This is a genomic window from Halorubrum ejinorense (assembly GCF_055389685.1).
Genome location: NZ_AP043777.1, coordinates 2,994,374 through 3,016,668, shown reverse-complemented (window position 1 = coordinate 3,016,668; position 22,295 = coordinate 2,994,374). Strand labels below are relative to the sequence as shown.

General features: G+C 67.1%; 23 protein-coding genes. 11 read left to right on the top strand and 12 right to left on the bottom strand.

Translation table 11 applies throughout. The annotated features are described in order from the left end of the window. Positions 1-16: 16 nt before the first annotated feature. The 9 genes from ACZ5KW_RS16505 to ACZ5KW_RS16465 all read right to left on the bottom strand — a co-directional run bounded on the left by ACZ5KW_RS16505 (position 17) and on the right by ACZ5KW_RS16465 (position 8,308). Positions 17-658: an HD domain-containing protein gene (locus ACZ5KW_RS16505; RefSeq protein WP_343777061.1), complete on the bottom strand. Its 642-nt coding sequence runs from the start codon at positions 656-658 to the stop codon at positions 17-19. A 12-nt stretch (positions 659-670) separates the two neighbouring features. Beyond that, a complete protein-coding gene (locus ACZ5KW_RS16500; RefSeq protein WP_343777062.1) occupies positions 671-1,366 on the bottom strand; it encodes a phosphoribosyltransferase in 696 nt (231 codons plus the stop codon). A 101-nt stretch (positions 1,367-1,467) separates the two neighbouring features. After that, positions 1,468-2,433: a bifunctional 2-dehydro-3-deoxygluconokinase/2-dehydro-3-deoxygalactonokinase gene (gene kdgK1 / locus ACZ5KW_RS16495; protein ID WP_343777063.1), complete on the bottom strand. Its 966-nt coding sequence runs from the start codon at positions 2,431-2,433 to the stop codon at positions 1,468-1,470. Between the two features lie 125 nt (positions 2,434-2,558). Further along, the gene (locus ACZ5KW_RS16490; protein ID WP_371153035.1) at positions 2,559-3,161 is read right to left on the bottom strand and encodes a DUF7519 family protein; all 603 of its coding nucleotides are present in this window, start codon (positions 3,159-3,161) and stop codon (positions 2,559-2,561) included. Continuing rightward, positions 3,158-4,630: a DUF58 domain-containing protein gene (locus tag ACZ5KW_RS16485; protein ID WP_343777066.1), complete on the bottom strand. Its 1,473-nt coding sequence runs from the start codon at positions 4,628-4,630 to the stop codon at positions 3,158-3,160. Before ACZ5KW_RS16485 ends, ACZ5KW_RS16490 begins: the two co-directional genes overlap by 4 nt. Further along, positions 4,627-5,181, bottom strand: a complete 555-nt coding sequence (locus ACZ5KW_RS16480) for a DUF7269 family protein (RefSeq protein ID WP_343777383.1) — start codon at positions 5,179-5,181, stop codon at positions 4,627-4,629. The genes ACZ5KW_RS16485 and ACZ5KW_RS16480 overlap by 4 nt, the downstream gene beginning before the upstream one ends. A 14-nt stretch (positions 5,182-5,195) precedes the next feature. After that, a complete protein-coding gene (locus ACZ5KW_RS16475) occupies positions 5,196-6,143 on the bottom strand; it encodes a DUF4129 domain-containing protein (RefSeq protein ID WP_343777068.1) in 948 nt (315 codons plus the stop codon). 49 nt (positions 6,144-6,192) lie between these two features. Beyond that, a complete protein-coding gene (locus ACZ5KW_RS16470; RefSeq protein ID WP_343777069.1) occupies positions 6,193-7,242 on the bottom strand; it encodes an MBL fold metallo-hydrolase in 1,050 nt (349 codons plus the stop codon). 25 nt (positions 7,243-7,267) lie between these two features. Beyond that, the gene (locus tag ACZ5KW_RS16465; protein ID WP_343777070.1) at positions 7,268-8,308 is read right to left on the bottom strand and encodes a PAS domain-containing sensor histidine kinase; all 1,041 of its coding nucleotides are present in this window, start codon (positions 8,306-8,308) and stop codon (positions 7,268-7,270) included. A 113-nt stretch (positions 8,309-8,421) separates the two neighbouring features. On the opposite strand from ACZ5KW_RS16465, the gene ACZ5KW_RS16460 reads away from it, so the two are divergent. From ACZ5KW_RS16460 to ACZ5KW_RS16440, 5 genes are all read left to right on the top strand, one after another. Further along, positions 8,422-8,799 carry a hypothetical protein gene (locus ACZ5KW_RS16460; protein WP_343777071.1) on the top strand — a complete coding sequence of 126 codons (378 nt, stop codon included), beginning with the start codon at positions 8,422-8,424 and terminating at the stop codon, positions 8,797-8,799. A gap of 318 nt (positions 8,800-9,117) precedes the next feature. Further along, a complete protein-coding gene (purL, locus tag ACZ5KW_RS16455) occupies positions 9,118-11,376 on the top strand; it encodes a phosphoribosylformylglycinamidine synthase subunit PurL (RefSeq protein ID WP_343777073.1) in 2,259 nt (752 codons plus the stop codon). Between the two features lie 159 nt (positions 11,377-11,535). Continuing rightward, a complete protein-coding gene (locus ACZ5KW_RS16450) occupies positions 11,536-12,720 on the top strand; it encodes an ABC transporter ATP-binding protein (protein ID WP_343777075.1) in 1,185 nt (394 codons plus the stop codon). A 38-nt stretch (positions 12,721-12,758) separates the two neighbouring features. Then, positions 12,759-13,361 (top strand): hypothetical protein, encoded by a 603-nt coding sequence (locus ACZ5KW_RS16445; RefSeq protein ID WP_343777076.1) that lies wholly within the window; start codon positions 12,759-12,761, stop codon positions 13,359-13,361. After that, entirely contained in the window at positions 13,339-13,605 is a 267-nt protein-coding gene (locus tag ACZ5KW_RS16440) for a hypothetical protein (RefSeq protein WP_343777077.1), read from the top strand. Before ACZ5KW_RS16445 ends, ACZ5KW_RS16440 begins: the two co-directional genes overlap by 23 nt. A gap of 97 nt (positions 13,606-13,702) precedes the next feature. Here ACZ5KW_RS16440 and ACZ5KW_RS16435 read toward each other — a convergent pair whose 3' ends face one another. From ACZ5KW_RS16435 to ACZ5KW_RS16425, 3 genes are all read right to left on the bottom strand, one after another. After that, positions 13,703-13,852: a DUF7550 family protein gene (locus ACZ5KW_RS16435; RefSeq protein ID WP_343777078.1), complete on the bottom strand. Its 150-nt coding sequence runs from the start codon at positions 13,850-13,852 to the stop codon at positions 13,703-13,705. A 46-nt stretch (positions 13,853-13,898) separates the two neighbouring features. Beyond that, positions 13,899-14,615: a hypothetical protein gene (locus ACZ5KW_RS16430; protein ID WP_343777080.1), complete on the bottom strand. Its 717-nt coding sequence runs from the start codon at positions 14,613-14,615 to the stop codon at positions 13,899-13,901. 290 nt (positions 14,616-14,905) lie between these two features. Continuing rightward, positions 14,906-15,484, bottom strand: coding sequence for a DUF7344 domain-containing protein (locus tag ACZ5KW_RS16425; protein WP_343777082.1), 579 nt, complete (start codon positions 15,482-15,484; stop codon positions 14,906-14,908). A 465-nt stretch (positions 15,485-15,949) separates the two neighbouring features. Here ACZ5KW_RS16425 and ACZ5KW_RS16420 point away from each other — a divergent pair, with 465 nt between their 5' ends. The 6 genes from ACZ5KW_RS16420 (at position 15,950) to ACZ5KW_RS16395 (ending at position 21,863) form a co-directional block, all read left to right on the top strand. Further along, a complete protein-coding gene (locus ACZ5KW_RS16420; RefSeq protein ID WP_343777084.1) occupies positions 15,950-16,546 on the top strand; it encodes a hypothetical protein in 597 nt (198 codons plus the stop codon). Positions 16,547-16,994: 448 nt separating this feature from the next. Beyond that, positions 16,995-17,450, top strand: coding sequence for a hypothetical protein (locus ACZ5KW_RS16415; RefSeq protein ID WP_343777085.1), 456 nt, complete (start codon positions 16,995-16,997; stop codon positions 17,448-17,450). Positions 17,451-17,809: 359 nt separating this feature from the next. Further along, positions 17,810-19,033 carry a TasA family protein gene (locus ACZ5KW_RS16410; RefSeq protein WP_343777086.1) on the top strand — a complete coding sequence of 408 codons (1,224 nt, stop codon included), beginning with the start codon at positions 17,810-17,812 and terminating at the stop codon, positions 19,031-19,033. A gap of 15 nt (positions 19,034-19,048) precedes the next feature. Then, on the top strand, positions 19,049-20,221 hold the full coding sequence (locus ACZ5KW_RS16405) for a TasA family protein (protein WP_343777087.1): 1,173 nt from the start codon (positions 19,049-19,051) through the stop codon (positions 20,219-20,221). Positions 20,222-20,368: 147 nt separating this feature from the next. Beyond that, complete coding sequence (locus ACZ5KW_RS16400) at positions 20,369-21,289, top strand: hypothetical protein (protein WP_343777089.1); 921 nt, start codon at positions 20,369-20,371, stop codon at positions 21,287-21,289. Positions 21,290-21,338: 49 nt separating this feature from the next. Further along, positions 21,339-21,863 carry a signal peptidase I gene (locus ACZ5KW_RS16395; protein ID WP_343777090.1) on the top strand — a complete coding sequence of 175 codons (525 nt, stop codon included), beginning with the start codon at positions 21,339-21,341 and terminating at the stop codon, positions 21,861-21,863. Positions 21,864-22,295 lie beyond the last annotated feature (432 nt).

Here is a 22,295-nt window from a genome sequence, read left to right as displayed (position 1 = left end):
CCACAGTCGTCGAACTCTACCGGTCGCGCGCGGCCCGGTACCGCTCGCGGATCGCCGCGAACAGGGCCCGCCCGGCGTCGGTCCGGAGCCGCGGCTCGCTCGTCGCGAAGAACTCGTCTAAGTCGTCGTACTCGCGGAACGCGTCGGGCTCGCCGCGCTCCGGGTCGTATCGGTCGTCGCGCTCGTAGGCGACCGCCTGGAGACAGGTGTCGAGGAGGTCACACTCCTTGACGAGGACCGCTTCCGGCGAGTCGCGGGCCTCGTACGCCTCCCAGGCGTCCCGGACGCGCTCGGGCAGCGGTCCGGCGAGGTCGCGCATGGCCTCGCGCTCCGTGGCCTCCTTGGCCTCGGGGTCCACCGCGCCCGCGGTCGAATCGGCGCGCGTCGCGACGTCGCCGGTCTCGGCCTCCGCCACGTCGTGGACGACGGCGAGCCGCAGGGCGCGGTCGAGGTCGACGCCCGGGAGGTCGGCGGCCAGTCGGTCGCCGAGCGCCGTGACGAGGTAGGCGACCCCCCACGAGTGGGCGGCGACCGACTCGGGCTCGTCGACCCCGCGGAGCTGCCAGCCGGTGCGCCGCTCGTCTTTCAGGTCGTACGCGGCGAGGACGGCGTCGAGGGCCGCGTCCGGGTCGTCGTCGTTGCGCGGTTCCTCCTCCATCGCTCCGGCCCGCTACTCGGTGAGCGCCCAGGCCTCCTCGCCGACGGGCTCGGCGACGTCTCGCCGGACCATCTCGGCTATCACCTCGTCGAGGCGGTCGGGCTGGGCGACCTCCATCTCGATCCGGCCGATACCGTGGTACTCCTCTAGGTAGTGGCGCAGGTCCTCCCGCGAGAACGCCGACTCGTCGGCGCGCTCCATCGCGCCCTCGGTGAGGTCGATCATGTCTTCGAGGAAGTTCCACGGGTAGACGACCCACGTCCACTGTTCGAGTCGCTCGCCCACGAAGTCCGGCTGGAACTCGGAGGTGCCGAGCAGCTGGAGCGTCGCGGTGCGGATCTCGGCGGCGTCCCGGTCGTCGACGTACTCTTCGGCGCGGCGGATCGACCCCCCGGTGTCGGCGATGTCGTCGATGATGAGGACGTTTTTCCCCTCGACGCTGCCCTCGGGCATCGGGTAGCGGATCTGGGGCTCGCCGCTCTTCTCGGCGGTGCCCACGTAGTGTTCCATCTTGAGGCTGGTGAGGTCGTTGAGCCCGAGGAAGTCACAGACGCAACGGCCCGCGAACCAGCCGCCGCGCGCTAAGGCGACGACCATGTCCGGCTCGAAGTCGGCCCGCTTCACCGCGTCGGAGACGTTGCGGCAGAGACCGTAGATGTACTCCCAGTTGGTGAGTGTACAGTCGAAGTCGTCCGGGAGGTCGCTCATACGAGCGTACCTGCCACCCGCGCGCTCATAAGGGTTTAGCTCCGCGGACGAGCGGTGACGCGACCCCCGAAACCGCTCTCTTGCCTACCGCCTCGCGACCGCTACCGATCGATGCCGCCCGCGCCGTCGACCACGTCCGCGACCTCCTCGGGCGTGACGACCGCCACGTCGCCGGTGACGGTTCGTTTCAGCGCCGCGGTCGCCGCGGCCCACTCCAGCGCGGCGCCGAGGTCGCCGCCGTCGATCCGCTTCGCGAGGTAGCCCGCGACGAACGCGTCGCCGGTGCCGATGGCGTCGATCGTCTCCGCGTCGAAGACGGCCTGTTCGTACACCGAACCGCCGCACAGCGCCACCGCGCCCTCCGCGCCGCGGGTGACGACGACCGTCTCCAAGTCGAACTCCGACGCCAGCCCGTGAGCGATCGAGACCGCGTCGCCCTCGCGTTCCAACACGTCGCGCGCGTCCCGCCGCGGGACGAACAGCGTGTCCACGTGTTCGAACAGGTCCTCGTAGGCCGTTCGCGCCGTCGCCGGGTCCCACAGCTTCGCCCGGTAGTTCAGGTCGAACGAGCGAGTGAGCCCCGCCTCGCCCGCGGCCCGCAACAGCGCCGTCGTCGTCTCCGCGGCGCGGTCCGACAGCGCCGGCGTGATCCCGGTCGTGTGAAAGCGGGTCGCGTCCGCGAACGAGTCGGTCGACAGGTCTCCGGGCGTCACCGTCGTGATGGCGGCGCCGGCCCGGTCGTACACGACGTTCGACCCGCGCGGCGCGCCGCCGCGTTCGAGGTAGTAGGTCCCGACCCGGCTCTCGGCCGCGTCCGTCCACGCCACCTCGGTGCGGACGCCGTGGCTCCGCAGTTCGTTCGTCACCCGGCGTCCGGGCGGCGAGTCCGGCAGCTTCGAGAGCCAGACGGCGTCGGCGCCGAGCCGCGACGCGCCGACCGCCACGTTGCTCTCGGCCCCGCCCGCCTGAACGTCGAGCCCGTCCGCGGTCTCCAGCCGCTCGCCGCGCGGCGGGGACAGCCGGAGCATCGTCTCGCCGAACGTCACGAGGTCGGTCACGCCGACCACCCCGTCGACGCGGTCGCTTCGATTCGCATACCCGTCCGTCGTCGGGCGAGTACAAAAGGACCCGCGTTCGGTCACCGACGGGCGCCGGGTCGCGGGATCGAACCCTCGCGAGCGCCCCGGGCCGGTCACCGAAGCGCCGAGGTCAGCGCGATGCCGCCGGCCAGAAGCAGCGCGAGCGCGGCCACCGGCTGGCCGCCGCCGACCGCGAGCGCGACCCCGTAGACGAGGCCGGCCGCCAGCGCGCCGACGAGCAGGCTCGACCCCGCGTGGACCGCGACGTTCCGCCTGACCCGCGCGCCGCGCCCGACCTGCTCGCCGAGCCCGACGCCGTGGTCCGCGACGTCCCACGCGACCGCGAGCCCGACGCCGGCCACGAGCACCGCCTCGGTCGATCCGCCGCGGTACCCCGCGAGCGCGAGTCCGACCACGCCGATCCCGACGCCCCACGTGAGCGGCCGCGTCGACGCTCGGAGCGCGCCGCCGAGGAAACAGAGCGCGGCGACTCCCAGCGCCGCACCGCCGATCGGATTCGCGACCGCGGCGGCCGTGGCCGCGACGCCCGCGGCCGCGAGGCTCGCGACGACGGCGAGGGTCGGCGGTCGCGCGTCCGTCTCGTGGAAGTCCGCGACCGCGTCGTCGCGTTCGGTTTCGTCGTCGGCGCCGTTTCGGCTCTCGCGAGTCGGCCGCCCGTCCCCTCGCTCCTCGCCGTCCCGGACCGCGCCGCTCATCGCGACCACCGCCTCGTCGCGGCCGCGACCGCCACCGGGAACGAGTCGTCGCGCCACTCGACGGCGCGGATGCCCGCCGACCGGAGCGTCCGCAGCCGCTGCCGGCGCTCGAACGTGCTCAGCCGCTCGCCCGCGGTCCCGGTCGCCGTGGGGTCCGGCGAGAGCACCGTCACGAGGTGGCCGTGCGCGTCGATCCGGCGGGCGAGCGTCGCCGCCGTCTCGTCGACGAGCGGCGTGAAAAAGAGGACCTGCGCGTCGGCCGGGAGCCGCCGCCGGAACCGCCGCAGCCACAGCGACCGGTAGAACCGCTCGTCGCTCGGGGTCGGCGCCAGCGCCGGGTCGGTGGCCAGCGTCTCGCGCCCCCGCGCCGCGTGGACGGTCCCGCTGCCCGGCGGGAGCCAGCAGTCGAGCGGCGACAGCGCCCCGATCCCGACCCGGTCGCCGCCGGCGAGGAGGGCGGAGAACGCCTGCCCCGCGGCCGCGACGCTCGCCTCCACCGCCGTCTCGGCGTCGGGGTCGGGGGCGACGTAGGCCGACTCGCGGGCGTCTATCAACAGCACGACGGTGGCGGAGCGCTCCTCGCGCAGTTCGACCGTCGACAGCTCTCCCGTCCGCGCGCGCCGGTTCCAGTCGATCCGCTTGAGCGGGTCGCCCCGGCGGTACTCCCGGGTCGCGTGGAACTCGACGCCCGCGCCGCCCACGTCGGTCGGGACCCGGCCGTGGTGGACGGTCGTCAGCCCGCGAAGCGGGAGGTCTCCGCCGGCGGACAGCTCCGGCGTACAGGCGATCCCCGTCGGCGCGTCGAGGGTCGTCCTCCGCTCGCGGCCGCCGGCCGCGTCGCGCGTGATCGCGGTCACCGGCTCCCACTCGTGTTCGCCGCGCGCCGCGCGCACGGTGTAGCGGAACTCGACCGCGGTCCCGGGCCGGAGCGCCGTCGCGACCCGGGCGGGACCGCCGACGACCGCCAGCCCGGGCGGCACGCCGTCGACGAGCCGGAGGTCCGGTAGCGTCGCGCCCCCGACGTTCTCGGCGCGGACCGTCACCTCGACCTCGTCGCCCGGGGCCGGCGTCGCGTCGCTCACCGACCGCGTCACCGCCAGCGTCGGCGTCGGCGCGTCGCCAGCCCGTGCGTACACGGCGTAGCCGACGCCGACCGCGCCGACGAGCACCAGCGACGCCTCTCGGACGAGCACGCCGAGACCGACCAGCGCCAGCGCCGCGCCCGCGACCCCCAGCCAGCGCTCCGTCTCGACTTCGCGTTCGTGGATGCGGGTCGTCGGAGCGTCGGCGGCGTCCGTCGCGGTCGCGCCGTCTTCTCCACCTGCCGCCTCGCCTTCCCGTCCTACGGCGTCGCGGTCGTTCGCGCTCGATTCGGCCGCTTCGTCCCGGTCCGTGTCGGTCGCCTCGGCCTCGTCGAGCGCGGAGTCGCCCGCGCCGGACGCGACCGCGGCCCCCTCGGGATCGCTCACGCGTTCCCCCCCGACTCGATCCGGTCGATCTCGTCGATCGCGGCCCGCAGCCCGTACCAGTAGTTCGAGCGCCCCCGGAGCCCGGCCGACAGTCGCAGCCGGACCGGGTACTCCGTCCGGGCGTCGAAGAACGCGGCGGCGACGCGGTCGTCCGTCCACGTCCCGTCGTCGAGGGCGGCCGCGGCCGCCTCCTCCGAGCAGTTGCGCTCGCGGGCGACGGCTGCGAGCGCCACCTCCCGGACGCGGTCCCGAAAGTCCCGTCGGTCCCGGTAGCTGCGCGGCGACGAAGCGATCACCGTCGCGATCCGCTCGTCGAGGTCCGCGCCCGGCACCGCCGCCTGCGCGCGCCGCTCCGGCTCCCCGGGGTCCGTCGCCAGCCGTCGGCGGTCGCGGCGCGCGTTCGCGTACCGCAGCCCCTGGACGACGCCGAGGACGCCGATCAGCGCGACGACGACCGAACTCGGAGAGATAGCGGCCGCCACGCCGCGGTCGAGCGCCGCGAGGAGGCCGACGCCGACCGCGACCACGCCCGCGAGGACCAGCGGCCGCACCACTGAGTCGCGGGTCACGAGTCGCCTCCGTGCCGCTCCTCGATCCGGCGCAGCGCCTCGACCGCCCGCCGCTCCCGGTCGTCGGTCGCGTCCTCGCCGCCGTACCGCACGCGCTCGAACACCTCGGTGAGCGCGGTCACGGGCTCCTCGTCGACCCCGGCGTCGACCGCGGCGGTCGCGAACTCCGCGGGCGTCGACGACGCGGGCCGGTCGACGTCGAGCACGTCGGTCATGTCGCGCCACGCCCGGTACACCTCGTTGTCCGCGTCCGACGACTCGATCCGGTCCGCGGCCTCGCCGGCCGTTCGCCCGATCGCGTCGAGTTCCGGCGAGTCCTCGTCGGCCGCCTCCGGGTCGGCGGCCGCGTCGCCCGCCTCCTCGTCGTCGCCGCCGGCGAAGAGGAGGGTCGCGACGCTCGCGACGATAGCGACCGCGACGACCAGCCCGAACAGGAGCTGCGGCGCCGACGCCGCCCCCTCGCCCCCGCCGAACCCGCCGCCGCCCACGGCGCCGGACGGCAACAGCCTCGTCCCGTTGCCGCCGAGGCCGAGCGACACCGAGAACTCTTCGCCGGTCGAGCGGCACGCCGACAACACCCAGAACAGGAGCCCGATCGGGGTGCCGACCGCCCCGGCGACGGCGGCGCTCGCCAGCGGCGACGCGGTGTCGTAGTAGGTCAGCCCGGCGATCAGCGCCAGTCCGACGAGCAGCGCCGCCAACGCCGGCGGCTGTCTGAATATCGGGTAGCAGAGGCCCGACGCGCCCACCGACCCCGAGTCGTCCGACGAGGTTAAGATTCCGGGGTCGCCCCCGCCTTCGCCGACGCTCGGAGCGTCGCCGGCGGCCCCGCCGAATCCGCCGCTACCGGTGTCGACGGCCGAGTCGAGCGTTCCGGCTGCGACGCCGAGCGCGACGAGAGCGAGGAGGGCGACGACGACCGCGGCGAGGGCGTCCCGATTCACGTCCCCGAATACGACGGCGGCGAGGAATACCTTTCGGCGACCGGATCGGTCACGCGTCTTCGCTTCCGTCGACGAGACCGTCGAGCGGCGTCGTCGGGAACAGCGCGTCGACGTCCGGGTCGGGATCGACGAGGCGATAGGCGTGCCCGTCACGCTCGACGACGCCCGCGTCCGCGAGGTGGTCGAGGTGGGAGAACGCCTCGCCGGGGCCGTGGAGGACGTGGATCCCGTCGAGGTCGCCGAACAGCGCCGCCGAGACCTCCCACGCGGTCGCGGGCCCGGACTCGCCGAGGACCTCGATCACGCGGCGGGTCCGGTGGCGGTGGTGGTCGAGTATCGTCGCCGCGCGCCGGCTCGGCTCGTCGATCCGCCACCGGTGGCCGGGGTGAGCCGCGTCGAAGTCGCGGTCGACGATCCGCGCGAGGCTCTCGGCGTAGGCCGCGAGCGCCCCGTCGACGCGCACGTCCGCGCCGCCGACGTTGGGCGTGTACTTCGGGAGCAGCGCGTCGCCCGTGAACGCCTCCTCGGTCGCGTCGGCGCCCGCGACCGGCTCGTGGTCGGGGACCGTTCGCGGGTCGAAGGCGAACCCGGAGAGGCCGGCGGTGTGGCCGGGGAGGTGGAGCGCTTCGAGGTCGACGCCGCCGACCGATATCGCGTCGCCGTCACCGAACGCCGTCACGTCCGCGGGGCGACCGGACAGACCGGTGCTGACGGCCTCGAAGAACTCGACCAGCCGCTCGCGGTCGGCTGTCGGCATCCCCCAGCGCTCGAACGTCTCGCGCTGGAGGTCGCGGTCGGCGAACAGCGGCGTCTCGCTGCCGTCGACGAGGCTCGCGTCCGCCTCGTGGACGTACACGTCGGCGCCGCTCTCGGACTGGATCTCGCCGGCGAGGCCCGCGTGGTCCGGGTGCCAGTGGGTGAGCGCGACGGCGTCGATGTCGGCGAAGGAGAGCCCGTGGTCGGCGAGCCCGTCGGCCAGTTCCTCGCGCACCTCCGGCAGCGCCACGCCGGTGTCGACGAGTCCGGTCGTCTCCCCGTCGAGTACGTACACGTCGTTTTCGCCCTCGAAGACGGTGTTCCCGAGCTGAATCCGCTTCACACGGTCCCGTCTCCGGCCGGGCATATCACGGTTGTCCCTCCGGATCGTCGACGCCCGCGAACTCGAACCGCGCGCCGCCGTCGGTTCCGTCCGTCACCCGGACCGACCAGCCGTGCGCCTCGGCGACGCTCTCGACGATGCTCAGCCCGTACCCCGTGCCCTCCGGGTCGGTGGTGTAGCCGGTCTCGAAGACGCGCTCGCGCTCGTCTCCCGGCACGCCCGGGCCGTCGTCCTCGACGGAGAAGCCGTCGTCGAGGTCGCCGAGCGTGACGCTCACGCCCGCGCCGGCGTGGTCGACGGCGTTGCGCAGGAGGTTCTCGAACAGCTGCCTGAGCCGGCTGCGGTCGGCGCGGACCGTCCGGCCGGTCTCGACGCGCAGCGACGCGTCCGCGGTGTCGACCCCGTCCCAGCACTCGCGGACGAGGCCCGCGAGTTCGACCGGCTCCCAGCCGTCGGTGCTCGTGCCGTCTCGCGCCAGCGCCAGCAGGTCTTCGATCAGCGCCTCCATCCGGTCGTGGGCGCGAGCCACGTCTTCGAGGTGCGGGGAGTCGCGCTCCTCACGGGCCAGTTCCAGTCGCCCCTGCGCGACGTTCAGGGGGTTCCGGAGGTCGTGGGAGACGATCGACGCGAACTCGTTCAGCCGTTCGTTCTGGCGCTCCAACTCGCGCTCGCGTCGCTTCCGCTCGCTCACGTCCCGGATGACGCCGACCCGGCCGACCTCCTCCTCCCGGTCGGGGTCGACCTGTCCGAACCGCATCTCCGCGGGGAAACTGGCCCCGTCGGCCCCCTCGAACTCGTACTCTATCGTGCCGACGTCGCGGCCCTCCTCGCGCATCGCCGCCCGCTCCGCGAGCGCTCGCTCCGCGGTCTCGTCGCTCACCCAGTCGTAGATGTCGGTACCGAGCAGGTCCTCGCGGTCGACCCCCTTCATCTCCGCGTACCGCTCGTTGACGCAGACGATCGTGCCGTCGTTGCGGATCGCGTAGACGCCGTCGTCGAGCGACTCCAATATCGTCTCGTACCGGCGCAGAATCTTCTCCCGCTGCTCGTCGTCGCTATCCTCCATGGAAGTCCATCTCTCAGTTCCACGCGTCGGATAATAAACCATCGCTGCGCCGTTCGCGGCCGCGCGTCGTTCGGATCCGTGCGTGCTTTTGTTCCCGCTCCCGTACCGAACCCATGGAGTACCAACCCGGCGTGTGTAACATCGGACCGACCCAACAGCGGCGGCGACTCCTCCTCGGCGTGGGATCGCTGCTGCTCGCGGCCGTCTACGTCGCCGTCTCGGTCGCCCTCGCGTGGCCGCGCTGGACGCTCGCGCTCTCGGTGTTCCCGCTGTACGGCGCGGCGATGGGCGCCTTACAGTACCGCGAGCGCTTCTGTATCGGCTTCGCCGGCATGGGCGTCTTCGACGTCGGCGACGGAGCGAGCGAGGTCCGAGACGAGGCGGCCCTCGCCGCGGACCGGAAGAAGGCGGTCTGGCTCAACGCGAAGGCGATGGCCATCGGCGGCGCCGGTGCGGTCGTCGTGTACGCGGCCGCCTCCGCGCTGCTTTGAGCGGGGAAACGCTTCGACTGAACGGGAGACCGCTTCGACTGAACGGGAGACCGCTTCGACTGAACGGGAGACCGCTTCGACTGAACGGGAGACCGCTTCGACTGAACGGGAGACCGCTTCGACTGAACGGGAGACCGCTTCGACTGAACGGGAGACCGCTTCGACTGAACGGGAGACCGCTTCGACTGAACGGGAGACCGCTTCGACTGAGCGGGGAAACGCTTCGACCCCGGCGTCAGCGTCCGCGACCGGCGAATGAGTATCCACGAACGTGCGTATAGAAAAGCATTCAAACCACCTCGGTGTCCACGTAAGTGAATGAGCCTGTCCGACCCGGACCACGAGCTCGTGACCGCGGAGCTCGGTCGGGAGCCCACGGCGGCCGAGGCCGCGCTGTTCGAGAACCTCTGGAGCGAGCACTGCGCGTACCGCTCCTCGCGGCCCCTGCTGTCGGCGTTCGACAGCGACGGCGACCAGGTCGTCGTCGGCCCGGGCGACGACGCCGCGGTCCTCGCCCTGCCCGACCCCGACGCCGCGGACACCCCCGCGGCCGAGCGCGACGCCGGCGACTACGGCGACCAGTACGTCACCTTCGGCGTCGAGAGCCACAACCACCCCTCCTTCGTCGACCCGTTCGACGGCGCGGCGACCGGCGTCGGCGGCATCGTCCGCGACACGATGAGCATGGGCGCGTACCCGATCGGGCTCCTCGACTCGCTGTACTTCGGCGGCTTCGACCGCGAGCGCTCGCGCTACCTCTTCGAGGGCGTCGTCGAGGGCATCTCCCACTACGGCAACTGTATCGGCGTCCCCACGGTCGGCGGCAGCGTCGCCTTCCACGGCGGCTACGAGGGGAACCCCCTCGTCAACGTCGCCTGCGTCGGCCTGACGAACGAGGGCCGGCTCGTGACCGCGACCGCACAGGAGCCCGGCAACAAGCTGGTCCTCGTCGGCAACGGCACCGGTCGCGACGGGCTCGGCGGCGCCTCCTTCGCGAGCGAGGACCTCGCCGAGGACGCCGAGACCGAGGACCGCCCCGCGGTCCAGGTCGGCGACCCCTACGCCGAGAAGCGGCTGATCGAGTGTAACGAGGCCCTCGTGGACGAGGACCTCGTCCTGTCCGCCCGAGACCTCGGCGCGGCCGGCCTCGGCGGCGCCTCCTCCGAACTGGTCGCGAAGGGCGGGCTCGGCGCCCGGATCGACCTCGACCGCGTCCACCAGCGCGAGCCGAAGATGAACGCGACGGAGATCCTGCTCGCCGAGAGCCAAGAGCGGATGTGCTACGAGGTCGACCCCAACGACGTCGACCGCGTGCGCGAACTCGCCGAGCGGTTCGACCTCGGCTGTTCGGTGATCGGCGAGGTGACCGACGGCAACTACGTCTGCGAGTTCGCCGACGCCGACGGCGAGTCCGAGACCGTCGTCGACGCCCCCGCCGAGTTCCTCGCCGACGGCGCCCCGATGAACGACCTCGCGAGCGAGCCGCCGAGCCAGCCCGACCGCGACCTCCGGGCCGACGCCCCGCCGCTCGACGAGGCGGTCGCGGCCGTCCTCTCGGCGCCCTCGACCGCGAGCAAGCGCTGGGTGTACCGCCAGTACGACCACGAGGTCGGCGCGCGGACCGCGGTGAAGCCGGGCGACGACGCGGCGCTGCTCGCGATCCGCGAGACCGAGTCGAGCGACGGCGCCGACTCCGCCGACGCCGACCCCGCCGACGCGGACGGCGTCGGCCTCGCGCTCGCCTCCGGCGCGAACCCGAAGTGGACCGCGGTCGCGCCGTACGAGGGCGCCCGCGCCGTCGCCTTGGAGAACGCGACGAACCTCGCCGCCGCCGGCGCGGTGCCGCTCGCCGCGGTCGACTGTCTCAACGGCGGCAACCCGGAGAAGCCCGAGGTGTACGGCGCGTTCAAGGCGGTCGTCGACGGGCTCGCCGACGGCTGCTCGGCGCTCGACGCGCCCGTGGTCGGCGGCAACGTCTCGCTGTACAACGACAGCGTCGAGGGACCGATCCCGCCGACGCCGACGCTCGCGATGCTCGGCACGACCCGGGGGTATTCGGCCCCGCCGGCCGCCCTCGACGCCGACCGCGCTGACGACTCCGAACTGCTGCTCGTCGGCGCCGGCGGCGACGCGCTCGGCGGCTCCGAGTACCTCGCGCACGCCGGCGGGAGCGACCGGTTCCCGACGCTGCCCGACGACTCCGGCGCCGCGGACGACCTCGGCGGCCTCGTCGCGTCGCTGGCCGCGGCCGCCCGCCACGAGTCGACGCTCGCGGCCCACGACGTGAGCGAGGGGGGGCTCGCGGTCGCGCTCGCCGAGCTGGTGACCGACGCCGCCGGCGTCGACGTGACGCTGCCCGACCGCGTCGCGGCCTTCGACGAGACGCCCGGCCGCCTGCTCGTCCAGACCACCGATCCCGAGGCGGTGGCCGCCGCGGCCGGCGACCTCCCCGTGTTCCGGCTCGGCGACGTGACGACGGACGGCACGCTCTCGCTCGCGGTCGGCGACGAGTCGGTCGCGCTCACCGCGGACGCGGTCCGCGACCACCGCGACGTGATCGACCGCGAACTGGACTGAGCCGTCTCGACGCGGCAGGTGAGCGCCTCTCCGGACCGGCGCATCCGCGCGTTCCGCCGATTTCGACGGCGCGAGAGGGAGCGATACGCTTTTAGGCCCTCCTAAAGTATGTGGCCGCAACCGCGGGACGCCGATCGATCCGGCGCCCGCCTCTCATCGATGGCATCAACGGAACACGTCGGGACGACGCGCTCGACCGAGTCGGACGACACGACGGCCGACCGAACGGACGGCGACGCTTCCGCTCGAACGGGAGCCGCTTCTGACGACGCGAACGCGCCGACCGCCGAGTCGGTCCTGTCGCTGTCGGGCGTCACGAAGGCGTTCGGCCCCGAGACCGCCGTCGACGACGTCTCGCTCGAGGTCCGGCCCGGCGAACTGCTGACGTTCCTCGGCCCCTCCGGCTGCGGCAAGACGACCACGCTGCGCACCATCGCGGGCCTCGAGGAGCCGACCGAGGGGCGGATCACCCTCGGCGGCGACGTGGTCGCGGACGACGACTCGTTCGTCCCGCCCGAGCAGCGCGACGTCGGTATCGTCTTTCAGAACTTCGCGCTGTTCCCGCACCTCAGCGTCCGCGAGAACATCGCGTTCGGGCTGACCGACGCCGACGCGGCCGAGAGCGAGGCCCGCGTCGACGAGCTGCTCGAACTCGTCGAGATGACCGACCACGGCGAGAAGACGCCCGACCAGCTCTCCGGCGGGCAGAAGCAGCGCGTCGCGCTCGCTCGCTCGCTCGCGCCCGAACCCGACGTGCTCCTCTTAGACGAACCGTTCTCGAACCTCGACGTGCGCCTCCGCGTGGAGATGCGCGAGGAGGTCCGCCGCATCCTGAAGGAAGCGGGAGTCACCGCCGTCTCGGTCACCCACGATCAGGAGGAGGCGCTCTCCATCTCCGACCGCGTCGCCGTGATGAACGACGGGAACATCGAGCAGGTCGGTCGCCCGGAGTCCGTCTTCGAGCGCCCCGAGTCGAAGTTCGTCGCCTCTTTCCTCGGCCGGGCGTCGTTCCTCGAGGGCGAGCTCCGCGACGGGAAGGTCGACACCGGTGTCGGCCGCTTCGACGCCGTGACGCTGGAGGGGTACGACACCGTTTACGACGGCGCGCCCGTCGACGTGCTCGTCCGCCCCGACGACCTCCGCGCGACGCCCGCCGCAAGCGAACTCGCCGACGGCGTCGTCACCTCGCGACAGTACGTCGGTCCCTCGTTCGTCTACCGGGTCGAACTCGACTCCGGCGAGGCCGTCCACTGCCTCCACAACCACGTCGAGGAGTTCGACCTCGACGAGCCCGTCTCCTTGGAGCTCACTGCCGACCACCCGCTCGCGTGGTACCCGCGGTGACGGGAGACGTTTATTCGGACTGGTGAAGACGATCCCCTATGGGTGGTATCGAACTCACCGATCGAGGCCTGATCGTCGATCGCGTGCCGAATCGACTCGACGAACTCGCTGCCGGATTCTCCGAAACTCTCTCCAGATTCGACATCGAACACGTCTTCGTCGCCGGCTACGTCGCGATCCTCGCCGGACGGTCGCGGTCGACGGAGGACATCGACGTGTTCATCGAGCGATGTTCGGCCGAGCAGATCGATGACCTCGTTACCGAACTCGAGGCGTCGGGATACTGGGGTCCGGCCATGCCGCTCTCGGAGATGTACGACAACCTCGCGAACGGAACGAACATCTGGGTGGCACCGGACGGCGAAATGGCTCCACACGTGGAGGTGAAGTTTCCGGGCGACGAGTTCGACGAGGCGTCGCTCCGGAACGCTATCGACGCACACGTCGGTGACGAGACCGTTCCGATCGGGCCCTTAGAGCTCCAAATCGCGTATAAACTCTCCCTCGGCGGACGAACGGATCTCGAAGACGCCGCACACCTCTACACCGTCTTCGGAGAAAGCCTTTCCACCGCCCGACTCGAATCGTGGGTAGAACGACTTGACGTCGAAGACCGGTATGAACGACTCAAATCCATCTGACTCGGACCCGACCGCCGCGGACGAAGCCCCGGCGCGAGCGCCGCGCTACGAACAGGTCGTCCGCTGGGCCGAGTACGTCAAGGACACGCCGGCCGCGGTGTGGGGACCACAGCAGAACGCGGTCGTGAACGGACAGGTCGACAGCGCGCGGGTAGCCGACGTGTCGGCAGAAGACCGGAAGCGGGTCCGGGCGTTCGCGGACGCAGAGCTTCAGAGGTCGGACGAACGCGACGTTGACGACTGATTTCCTCCTTCTGGACGACCTCTCAATTAGCGCTCAAAAATAGCGGCGCGACTACTTGAGTATCAGCGCTCGAAATCACGGTATCTGTACTGAACGCTCAGAACGTGACGAGGAACGGCACGGCGTACGCGAGCAGCAGGCCGATCAGGGTGACGGCCGCGCCGATGCCGACCTCGCGGCCACCGAACTCCTGCATCGGGGCGGTCACGCGCTTCTCCGGGTCCGGCTCGTGAGAGTGGTCGTCCATACCGTCGTGTGCGACTGCCGGATACAAAAACGCACCTGAACCGATCTCAGTTTTCGGGCACGTAATCGTCGCCGAACACGTCTTCCGCACTCGAACTCGTCGCGTCCGACGCAATGCCGTCACTATCTGCCGACTGACGGGTGAACAGGCCTACTCCCTCGATCTCGATTCCGACGATCTCGTCTCCGTTGTTCTCCCAGCCGAACCGTTTCTGTTTGAGCTCTTTTCCAACGGGCACAGAGACGGGATCCGTCGACCTGATGTCCCCGTTTCCACTCCCGCCGGGGCCACGAATGTAGGCCGTCGCGGTGACGTTACTAGTGTCGGACGAGCGGATCTTCACCCTCCCGTTACTGAGGAACTCCACGCTGATGTCGGAACTCTCCGTCTCGACACTTTCACACGTGAACGTGAAGGCTCGACTTTTATCGACCGTGGTCCCGCCGGCGCCACCACTGAAACGAAGGGAGAACTCCGCCTCCTTCGTCTCATCAGTCTCGCACTTGACGGTGACGAACGCTTCAGCACCGACTCCGAGAGTGTTCGTACTTCCTATTTCTATCGGGCCGTCGCTGCCGATCGTCTCGACGACGCTGTTTCTCCCCAGTTCGGTCACTGAGAGGCTCAACGGCCGTGCGAACTGGTTTTTGACCTTCACGACTCTCGTCTCCTCGTCCTCACGGACGACTTCGTCCGCTCCGTCCTCTCTCTTCGTCAGATCCTCGAGCCCGAGATACGCGTTCTCGTCTTCGACGACGTTCACGCTCACGTCCCGATCGGCGCCGACGCTGGAGAACGCGCCGGTCCCCGCGCTCGCCGCCGCGGCACTACCGCCGCCGAACAGGAGGATGAGTTGTCGTCGTTTCATGTCTGGGACTCGATAGCGGTCGGGGTCGCTCTCTGCTCGGCACTACGCGGAACGCCGGTATAATTATGCGGTGACGGAACCGGTTCTGGAACCCCCTGAAAGACGCGGAAACGACTTATCCTGAGCATAACCTGTCGTTCTGCCGTCGATCCCGGGTCGCGCCCAGTTGGGTCGCTCACCGCGCGCTACAGCTCCGGCGGCTCGTCCTCTTGCCCGACCTTCATCTCGGCGGTGTAGTAGTAGTGGGTGGCCGCCGAGAACGCGAAGGCGACGACGATGGCGACCGTCCACGCCATCTCGGGTAAGAGCACGAACGGCCACGCGCCGAGCCACACCGCGGCGGTGAGCGCGCTCGCGACGCCCGAGAGCCCGAGGTAGTACTGGCTCCACGGGATCTCGCGGCCCTCGACCACGTCCATGTACACGTCCATGTCCGCCAGCGCGGGCGTGGGCTCGACGATCCCGCGGTCCTTGTTGAACTCGACGACGCCCGCGTCGTCCATCTTCGGCAGGTGCGACTGCTGGAGCGCGGTGTACACGCGCTTGCGGTCGCTCCCGGTGATCTCCGCGACCTCGACGTCGTTCTCCCAGGCCGCGATCTGTTCGGCCATCTCCCCGATCTCGAGCGCGCCGTCCGACTCGCGTTTCAGCAGGTGGACCGCGAACCGCCGTCGCTGGTTCGCTAACACCGTGTACAGCTCGTCCTCCGAGATGTCAGTCGCCGGTTCGGTCCCCCCCTGTCCGACCTGTTGTACCGACGCCATTTCTTGTCAGACACATATGATCCAATCAACATAAACGCTCCGGTTGTGATAAGTTCCGAACACTTCGGTACTGCGGGAATTGACCGGACCGGATGTGAAGAAACACGTAAAATCGACCGAAGACGCGGCAATAAACGCGACACAACGATCGCTCCATTTTGATTTGAGCCGATCATGGCCCGTAATATCAGAATAGTAAAGAGTATTTTTGACTATCACTCTCCGAGAAAATTATGTCAGAAGCACAATAGTCCCGGTTCAAGGACCCCCTGGACGCGGGTCGGGTCGGTTTCAGGGCGGAGCAGAACCCTATCTTCGCTCGTTCAGTGACCTCCAGAAGTACTTCTGGAAATTCATTACAATATGGGATAGGTCCCATGGGTGTCGTAGAGCGACCTCGGGCGACGCGGGATGTCTCGCGTCGGCGGCCCGCGGGTCGTGTGCGGACAACGAGGTTACACAACTATGGCAAACCGACGCAAGTTCCTCGCCGGACTGGGCGCATTGGCTTCAGGTAGCGCGGCTGCGATGGGCACGGGCGCGTTCACGAGCGTACAGGCAAACCGCCAGGTGTCTGTCAACACCGCAGGCGACGCAAATGCGTACCTCGGCCTTTCTGGGGACGATGAATACGTTAGCGACGATTCTGCTGGTGGTGAATTAACGATTGATCTTGGCTCCCCCGATAACCTCGGGGCAGGCCCGACTGGAAGCGGTGACGCTGAAACCGAGGGAGATGGGTTCAACAACTCAGCAATCACGACTCTCGAAGGAATCATCACCGTAACTAATCAGGGAACGAAAGATGTTCGGCCTGACTTTGCTCCTGACGGAGATAAGTTTGATTCGGAGCAAACTGTTGACCTTCCAAACGCTAAAGTGATGTTTATGATTCCAACAAATAGCAAGGGTGTGGCCTCATTCCTATCTCCTGGTGATAGCATGAAAATTAATGCGAGAGTCGATACGACTGATGATGCTGATGGTGATGGCGGTTCGGATGATGAACTGACTATCTACGCGCACGACCGCCCGTTCGACGACGGACCCGACGGTCAATAGTACTGGTGCGGATTTAAATAATGGCTTGACTATCTACGCGTTCCAGATGTACCAGAGCTGACTATCGACACCCACCATCTTTTTCCAAGACTTCTGAATCTCAATAAATACCATCGCACAGCAAATACTGGGCCGGTTTATTCATATTCAATAATTTTACTTCTGCCGTTTAGCAGAAGGTTCGGGATTGACAAAAGAAACAGTGGGTTGATCGCCGGCTCCAGTCGCTCGTTCATCCGGTCAGACAACTAACCCCGAGTGAGAACAGACCGGCGAGGACCAATAGTGGGGCGGCCCCGGCGAGCATGTATCTCTATCTCGGCGAAGCACTTGAGCGCCGGTCTTGATACCCATCGATAAGGTAGATATCGCCTCGTCAACGTTCCGGCCGTGGTCTGTCTCGGGGCAGACTAGGTGTATTAGCTTCTGTAGTGTGGCAGAAATTAGTATGGGGGCGTTCACAAGTGTCGAAGCCGAACGCAGCGTCTCCGTCAACACGGCGGGCGACGCGAACGCGAACCTCAAATTCTCGAGTGGTAACGACTTCGTCACGAGCAATAACTGGAACCAACTCACGGTCGACCTCGGCGGTCCCTCGAACAGCGAAGGTGGACGGGGCTTCAATCGAAACGCCGCGTCGGTCATTCCGGAAGTGTTCGCGATAACGAACCAAGGCGAAGACGACATCGAGCTCTCAATCGAGTACTCGGGCAAGGGGAGAGTCGTCTCCGACGTCGACAACGCTGACCTCGAGTGGTCCGAGGGCGTCTACTTCGAGCTCGCGGACGAGGAGAACGGGACTCTCGCTCCAGGTCAGTACACCACGGTCGATGTCGCGGTCGTCGAGCAGAATGGGAACAGCGTCAGCGGCGGGACGCTCACCATCAACGCGGACCAGCTCTAAGCGCCCGCCACAGTTCGACTCTTTCTCCGCCGGACCGATATCGTTCGCAGCGGCTTCTCTCGGTATCGGACACGCTCGGCACCAGTCCGACACTCGGATCGGTCGATCCCGTCCCCTACCCAAGTTCCGCAACGCTCGTCGGTGGTCGTGTTACCGGAGTGGATATAAGCCGCACCAGAGGCAGCGTATGTGCGCTTCAGGCACTGCTTGAAGCACTTCTGGAGGGGTCTGCTGCTCGTATCGAACTGATTGACAAACCTCAACTACAGCGTGAAGACACTTCAGATGCCTTATGAATAATACCCCTTAGTCAGTATGAATGAGTGAGCGCGGTGCGATGCCGCGCGGTGTTCAAACCGATGTCTGACGACAACAGCAGCTCGATCGAACTGAATCGCCGCCGGGTGCTCGGTGCGCTCGGCACAGTCGGTGTCGCCTCCGCGGGCGCGGGTGCGGGAACGTTCGCCCTGTTCAGCGACACCGAGAGTAGTACTGGGAACAGCGTGCAGGCAGGGACGCTAGATCTGACTGCTGATACTACCCAGAGCTTCAACGCCTCAGCTACCAACCTCTCACCGGGTGGTTCCACTAACACCGTTCAAGTCGAACTCAACAACGTCGGTTCAGTTAGTGCTGACCACGTGGAACTCTCCGTCGATTACAGTCAAAATGACGGATCCGAGCCGTCCGATGACGATCTTTCAGCGAACGTTACTGCTCAGGCGTTCGCCGAACGGCTATTCGCTTCGACGCTTGACTATGCCGGAAGCGGAATCGGGCTCGGTCCCAGTGCGTTCCAAACATTCACTTCCAACCCGGAGGGAGCGGCAGTTGTCGATATCGGCGGTGACGGGAGTTCGGATGTAGAACTCTCTCGGGTTCCGGACCCCGCCGCAGATGGGTCCCGACAGGACGTTGTGCGTGCAACGTCTAATGGGACTGCGACTAATGACTATGCTCTTTCCATAAGAGATGTGGGTAGTATCTCAATCACTAATATCGCTGCCGGAGATATCACGTTCGACTATTACGCTGGAACAGAGAACACGAATGCACCAGATGAGGTGTTTGTGTTGCTGAACGATTCGGGCACGAACCGTCTTGTGAGTCACACTGGTAACAAGAACTCACCAGACGCGACGGAACAGTGGGAGACCCGTGATGTGGGCGGAGAGATCGCGGGTGCAGATGATAGCCCCGGAGCTAATTATGTCTGGAAAGAGATAGCTCCGAACAATACCACTTATTCGAAACCCAGTAATGGTGGACTCTATTCTGACCTCCCCAGTGCGACAATTGAGGCAGTCGGATTCGGCCGTGGTACGACCGGCGGCGGTGACACCATTGAAACGTACTACGACAACCTAGTTGTGGACGGAACGAACTACAAATTCCGCCCTGTCTCCCTAGACGACATCGCTAGCCGTGGGGTGTTCGACTCACTCGTTCCTATTTCTGGAACGAGGACGTTCGAAGCCGAGTTCGAACTTGATCGGCTCGCAGGCAACGACTTCCAGGGCGACGGCGTTGATATCTCCTTCACATTCGGACTGGCACAGGAGAGCGGTCAGAGCGTGCTGTAACTGAGGTGACCATCCATGAGCGACGATTCCAGTAGCCCGGTCGAGCTCACCCGGCGTCGGGCGCTCGGCGGGATCGCGATGATCGGCGCGGCGTCGTCAGCCGCAGGTGCGGGAACGATGGCACTGTTCAGCGACGAGGAAACGAGCGGGAACAACACGGTCCAGGCCGGAACGCTGGACCTGAGCGTCAACGGTGATGGTTCGAACGCCGTCATCGACGTCTCGAACGTCGTTCCGGACGAGAGCGGTGAGGATTCGACCACGCTAACCAACGCTGGCACGCTTCCGGGATACCTCGCGTTCGGAATCACGGGGTTCCGAACCCCGGAAAACGGCGTCAACGATCCCGAAAGCGAGTCGCCACACGAAGACGATCCGGAGGGGTCGAGTTCCGGCGGTTCGCATACGGGCGAACTCGCACAGAGTCTCGAACTCCGGACCGAGCTGGTCGTCGGTGGCGAGACGCATCAGTATCTCGTCGGTCACGAGCCGGTTGACGGCGACGACGGATTCGTTCTGGCGTCGAATCTCTCGCTCGGTCCGTACGACATCGACGAACTCGAACTCTCGCCGGGGCAGTCGGTCGACTTCGTCACCGACTACCGCGTGCTTAACGCCGGCAACGAGATCCAGAGTGACAGCGTCGAGATCGAGGCCGAGTTCGGACTCACGCAGGAGCCGGATCAGATCACGCTCCCGGAGCAGCGTGACGTGCCGGCGACCGCTGTCGGTGCGAGCGATGATCAAAAGAACGCCGGCGTCGAGTTCGAGTACGCGAACTCGTTCGACCAATCGCTGACGATCAACAACGTCCACGTCCAGCCGGACGACACCGACCTGACTCTCGTGAGCGATCGGAACGGTGGAACGGACTACGAGTCGTTCACTTTCAACGCCGATCTTCACGTCGAGACGCCCAGCGGTGACGCAAACGGCTGGGTCGACGGCGGCTCCGATCAGTTCCAGGTTCCCGGCTGGATCGATCTCGATTCAGACGGCTACAACGACGCTGCGGATCAAGAGGCCGTCCTGTCCGCGGACGGCACGGCCATCATAAATCTCTACGCGTTCCGGAACGGGTCCGGAAACAAAGAGGAGATGTCCGGAAACCGCGTCTCCGTCACGCTGGACGTGACGCTCGCGGACGGAACCGATACGTTCGTCCCCCTCGTGATGACGCCCGACTGAGGCGACTGCGAGGAAACCGACCCACGGTGGTGCCTCGCGGCGGTTCGATTCCGCCGGTGGGTCTTCGCCCGACGACGGGTACACACGGCACGCAGGCGACGGACGATACCGGCGCGGCAGGGCTCAAACAGACTTCACGACAACGAGATGGCTTCAGACGAGACCGGAATCGGCCGACGAAAGTTCCTCTCGAGCGTTGCGGTCATCGGTGCGTCGAGCGGCGCGGCCGGCGTCGGAACGTGGTCGCTGTTCGCCGACGAGTCGAAAACGAGAGGAGAGATCCGAGCCGGAACACTCGAACTCTCCACGGCGGACAAATCGGCGGCGTCGATCTCGATCGGCCCCGTTTCGTCCGGAAATGAGGGCATCGAAACCGTCGAACTGGCGAACGAGGGGTCCGTTCCCGGAAACCTGCGCCTCGCTATCGGAGGCGTCGCTCCGTCTGGCGGACGAGCGGAGTCTAAAGATAACGCTTCAGAGGGAAGGGACGGCAGTGATACCTCTTCGGGCAGCGTTACTGCTGTCGAGTTTATCGGTTGCGGGAAGGCTGACCTGGTGATCGCTGAGAACGCGAGCCTTCCCATCGAGGTGACTGCCACAGTTCGGCGTGGCGGTGACCTCAGAGAGAGCGATCACACCATCGAGGCCGGCGGTTTGAAACGATCGGGCGGATCAAATAGACAGGACGACCGGGCCTCGATCAATCCCAAGGGAGGAAAGCTCGTTCGAGTGACCATCGGCGAACGCACATGGCGGAACCCGTCTCCGTGCGCTCAGCCGGACGAACATCCCGGTTCGAGCGAGGACCTCCTCAGTGCCATCACCGCCGAAATCGGGTTCACCGATGATCCGGCCCAGACCGGTTCTGCGCTCTTCGGTCCGTCCCGGCTCGACGAGATCCGGACCGGTCGAACCGTCGAATCCGATCGAACGCTCACGCCCGTCGACGACGATACCGGCCGAGCCTCAACCTTCCTGTACGTCGCTTGGGAAGCGAGTGACGAGCTCGAACAGGCGAACGGAGATGACCGTATTGCGATCGAACTACGACCTGAATTACAAACATGAACGTGATACTTCAGCAGATCACAACCGCAGCGGTTACGGGTGGTTTGGAATGAACCAGAGTTTGATTCGCAAGGGTGGAGCGATCCTTCTCGTCCTTGTTGTCATCCCCTTCGTTATTTTCGCAGTGCCTCAGGCAGTCGGAGCGAGCAACTCGTACGTCGTCCTTTCCGACAGTATGTCTCCGTCGATTAATGCCGGAGACGTTGTTTTTGTCGGCGATACTTCGCCAAATGAGATCGAGGAAGGCGACGTGATCACGTACGAGCGGCCTGATGAATCCCAATTAATCACTCACAGAGTGATAGAGGTCCAAAGCGAAGGGGGTGAGACTACGTTCCGGACCCAAGGAGACGCGAACGAGGAACCGGACCCGAATCCGATCCCCGCCGGCAACGTCATCGGGGTAGTTATGTTCCACCTTCCGCTTCTCGGCCACGCGATATCGTTTGCCGGGTCAGACCTCGGGATTGTGTTCTTCGTGATCGTGCCTGCCGTCGGTCTCGTGATATCCGAACTATATGACCTCTACAAAGACGCCACTGCGGCCTCCGTGGAAGGTGGTGGTGGAGAATGACGGGCGAATTACTTCGGGTCGTCGTGTCGGTTGTCCTCCTCATGACAGCGACGGTGATCGGTGGTGGCTTCGGGTGGAACGCGACCGATGCCGGCCTGTCTGATTCCGAATCAGTCGATGTCGGCATTGAGGTCTCAGACACGTCGTCTTCCCAGTCCAACGATTCGACAACTCGCTCGCAGAGCGGAAACACCAGCACAAACGGGTCCGATAGTGTAGCAAATACGACCACGGAGTCCTCTCAAGACGATCCGGGCCGCAATTCTACCACGTCTACGTCCAACAACTCGTCGAGCACGCAGCCAGATGGAAACAACCTCACGAAGGATAACTCGTCAGCGGACTCGAACGCGAGCCCTCCGGCGACAAACGGATCTGCGCCGGCAGGGAACTCGACACAGCAGACTGGATCAGGCGGGAACGAGTCCGTGA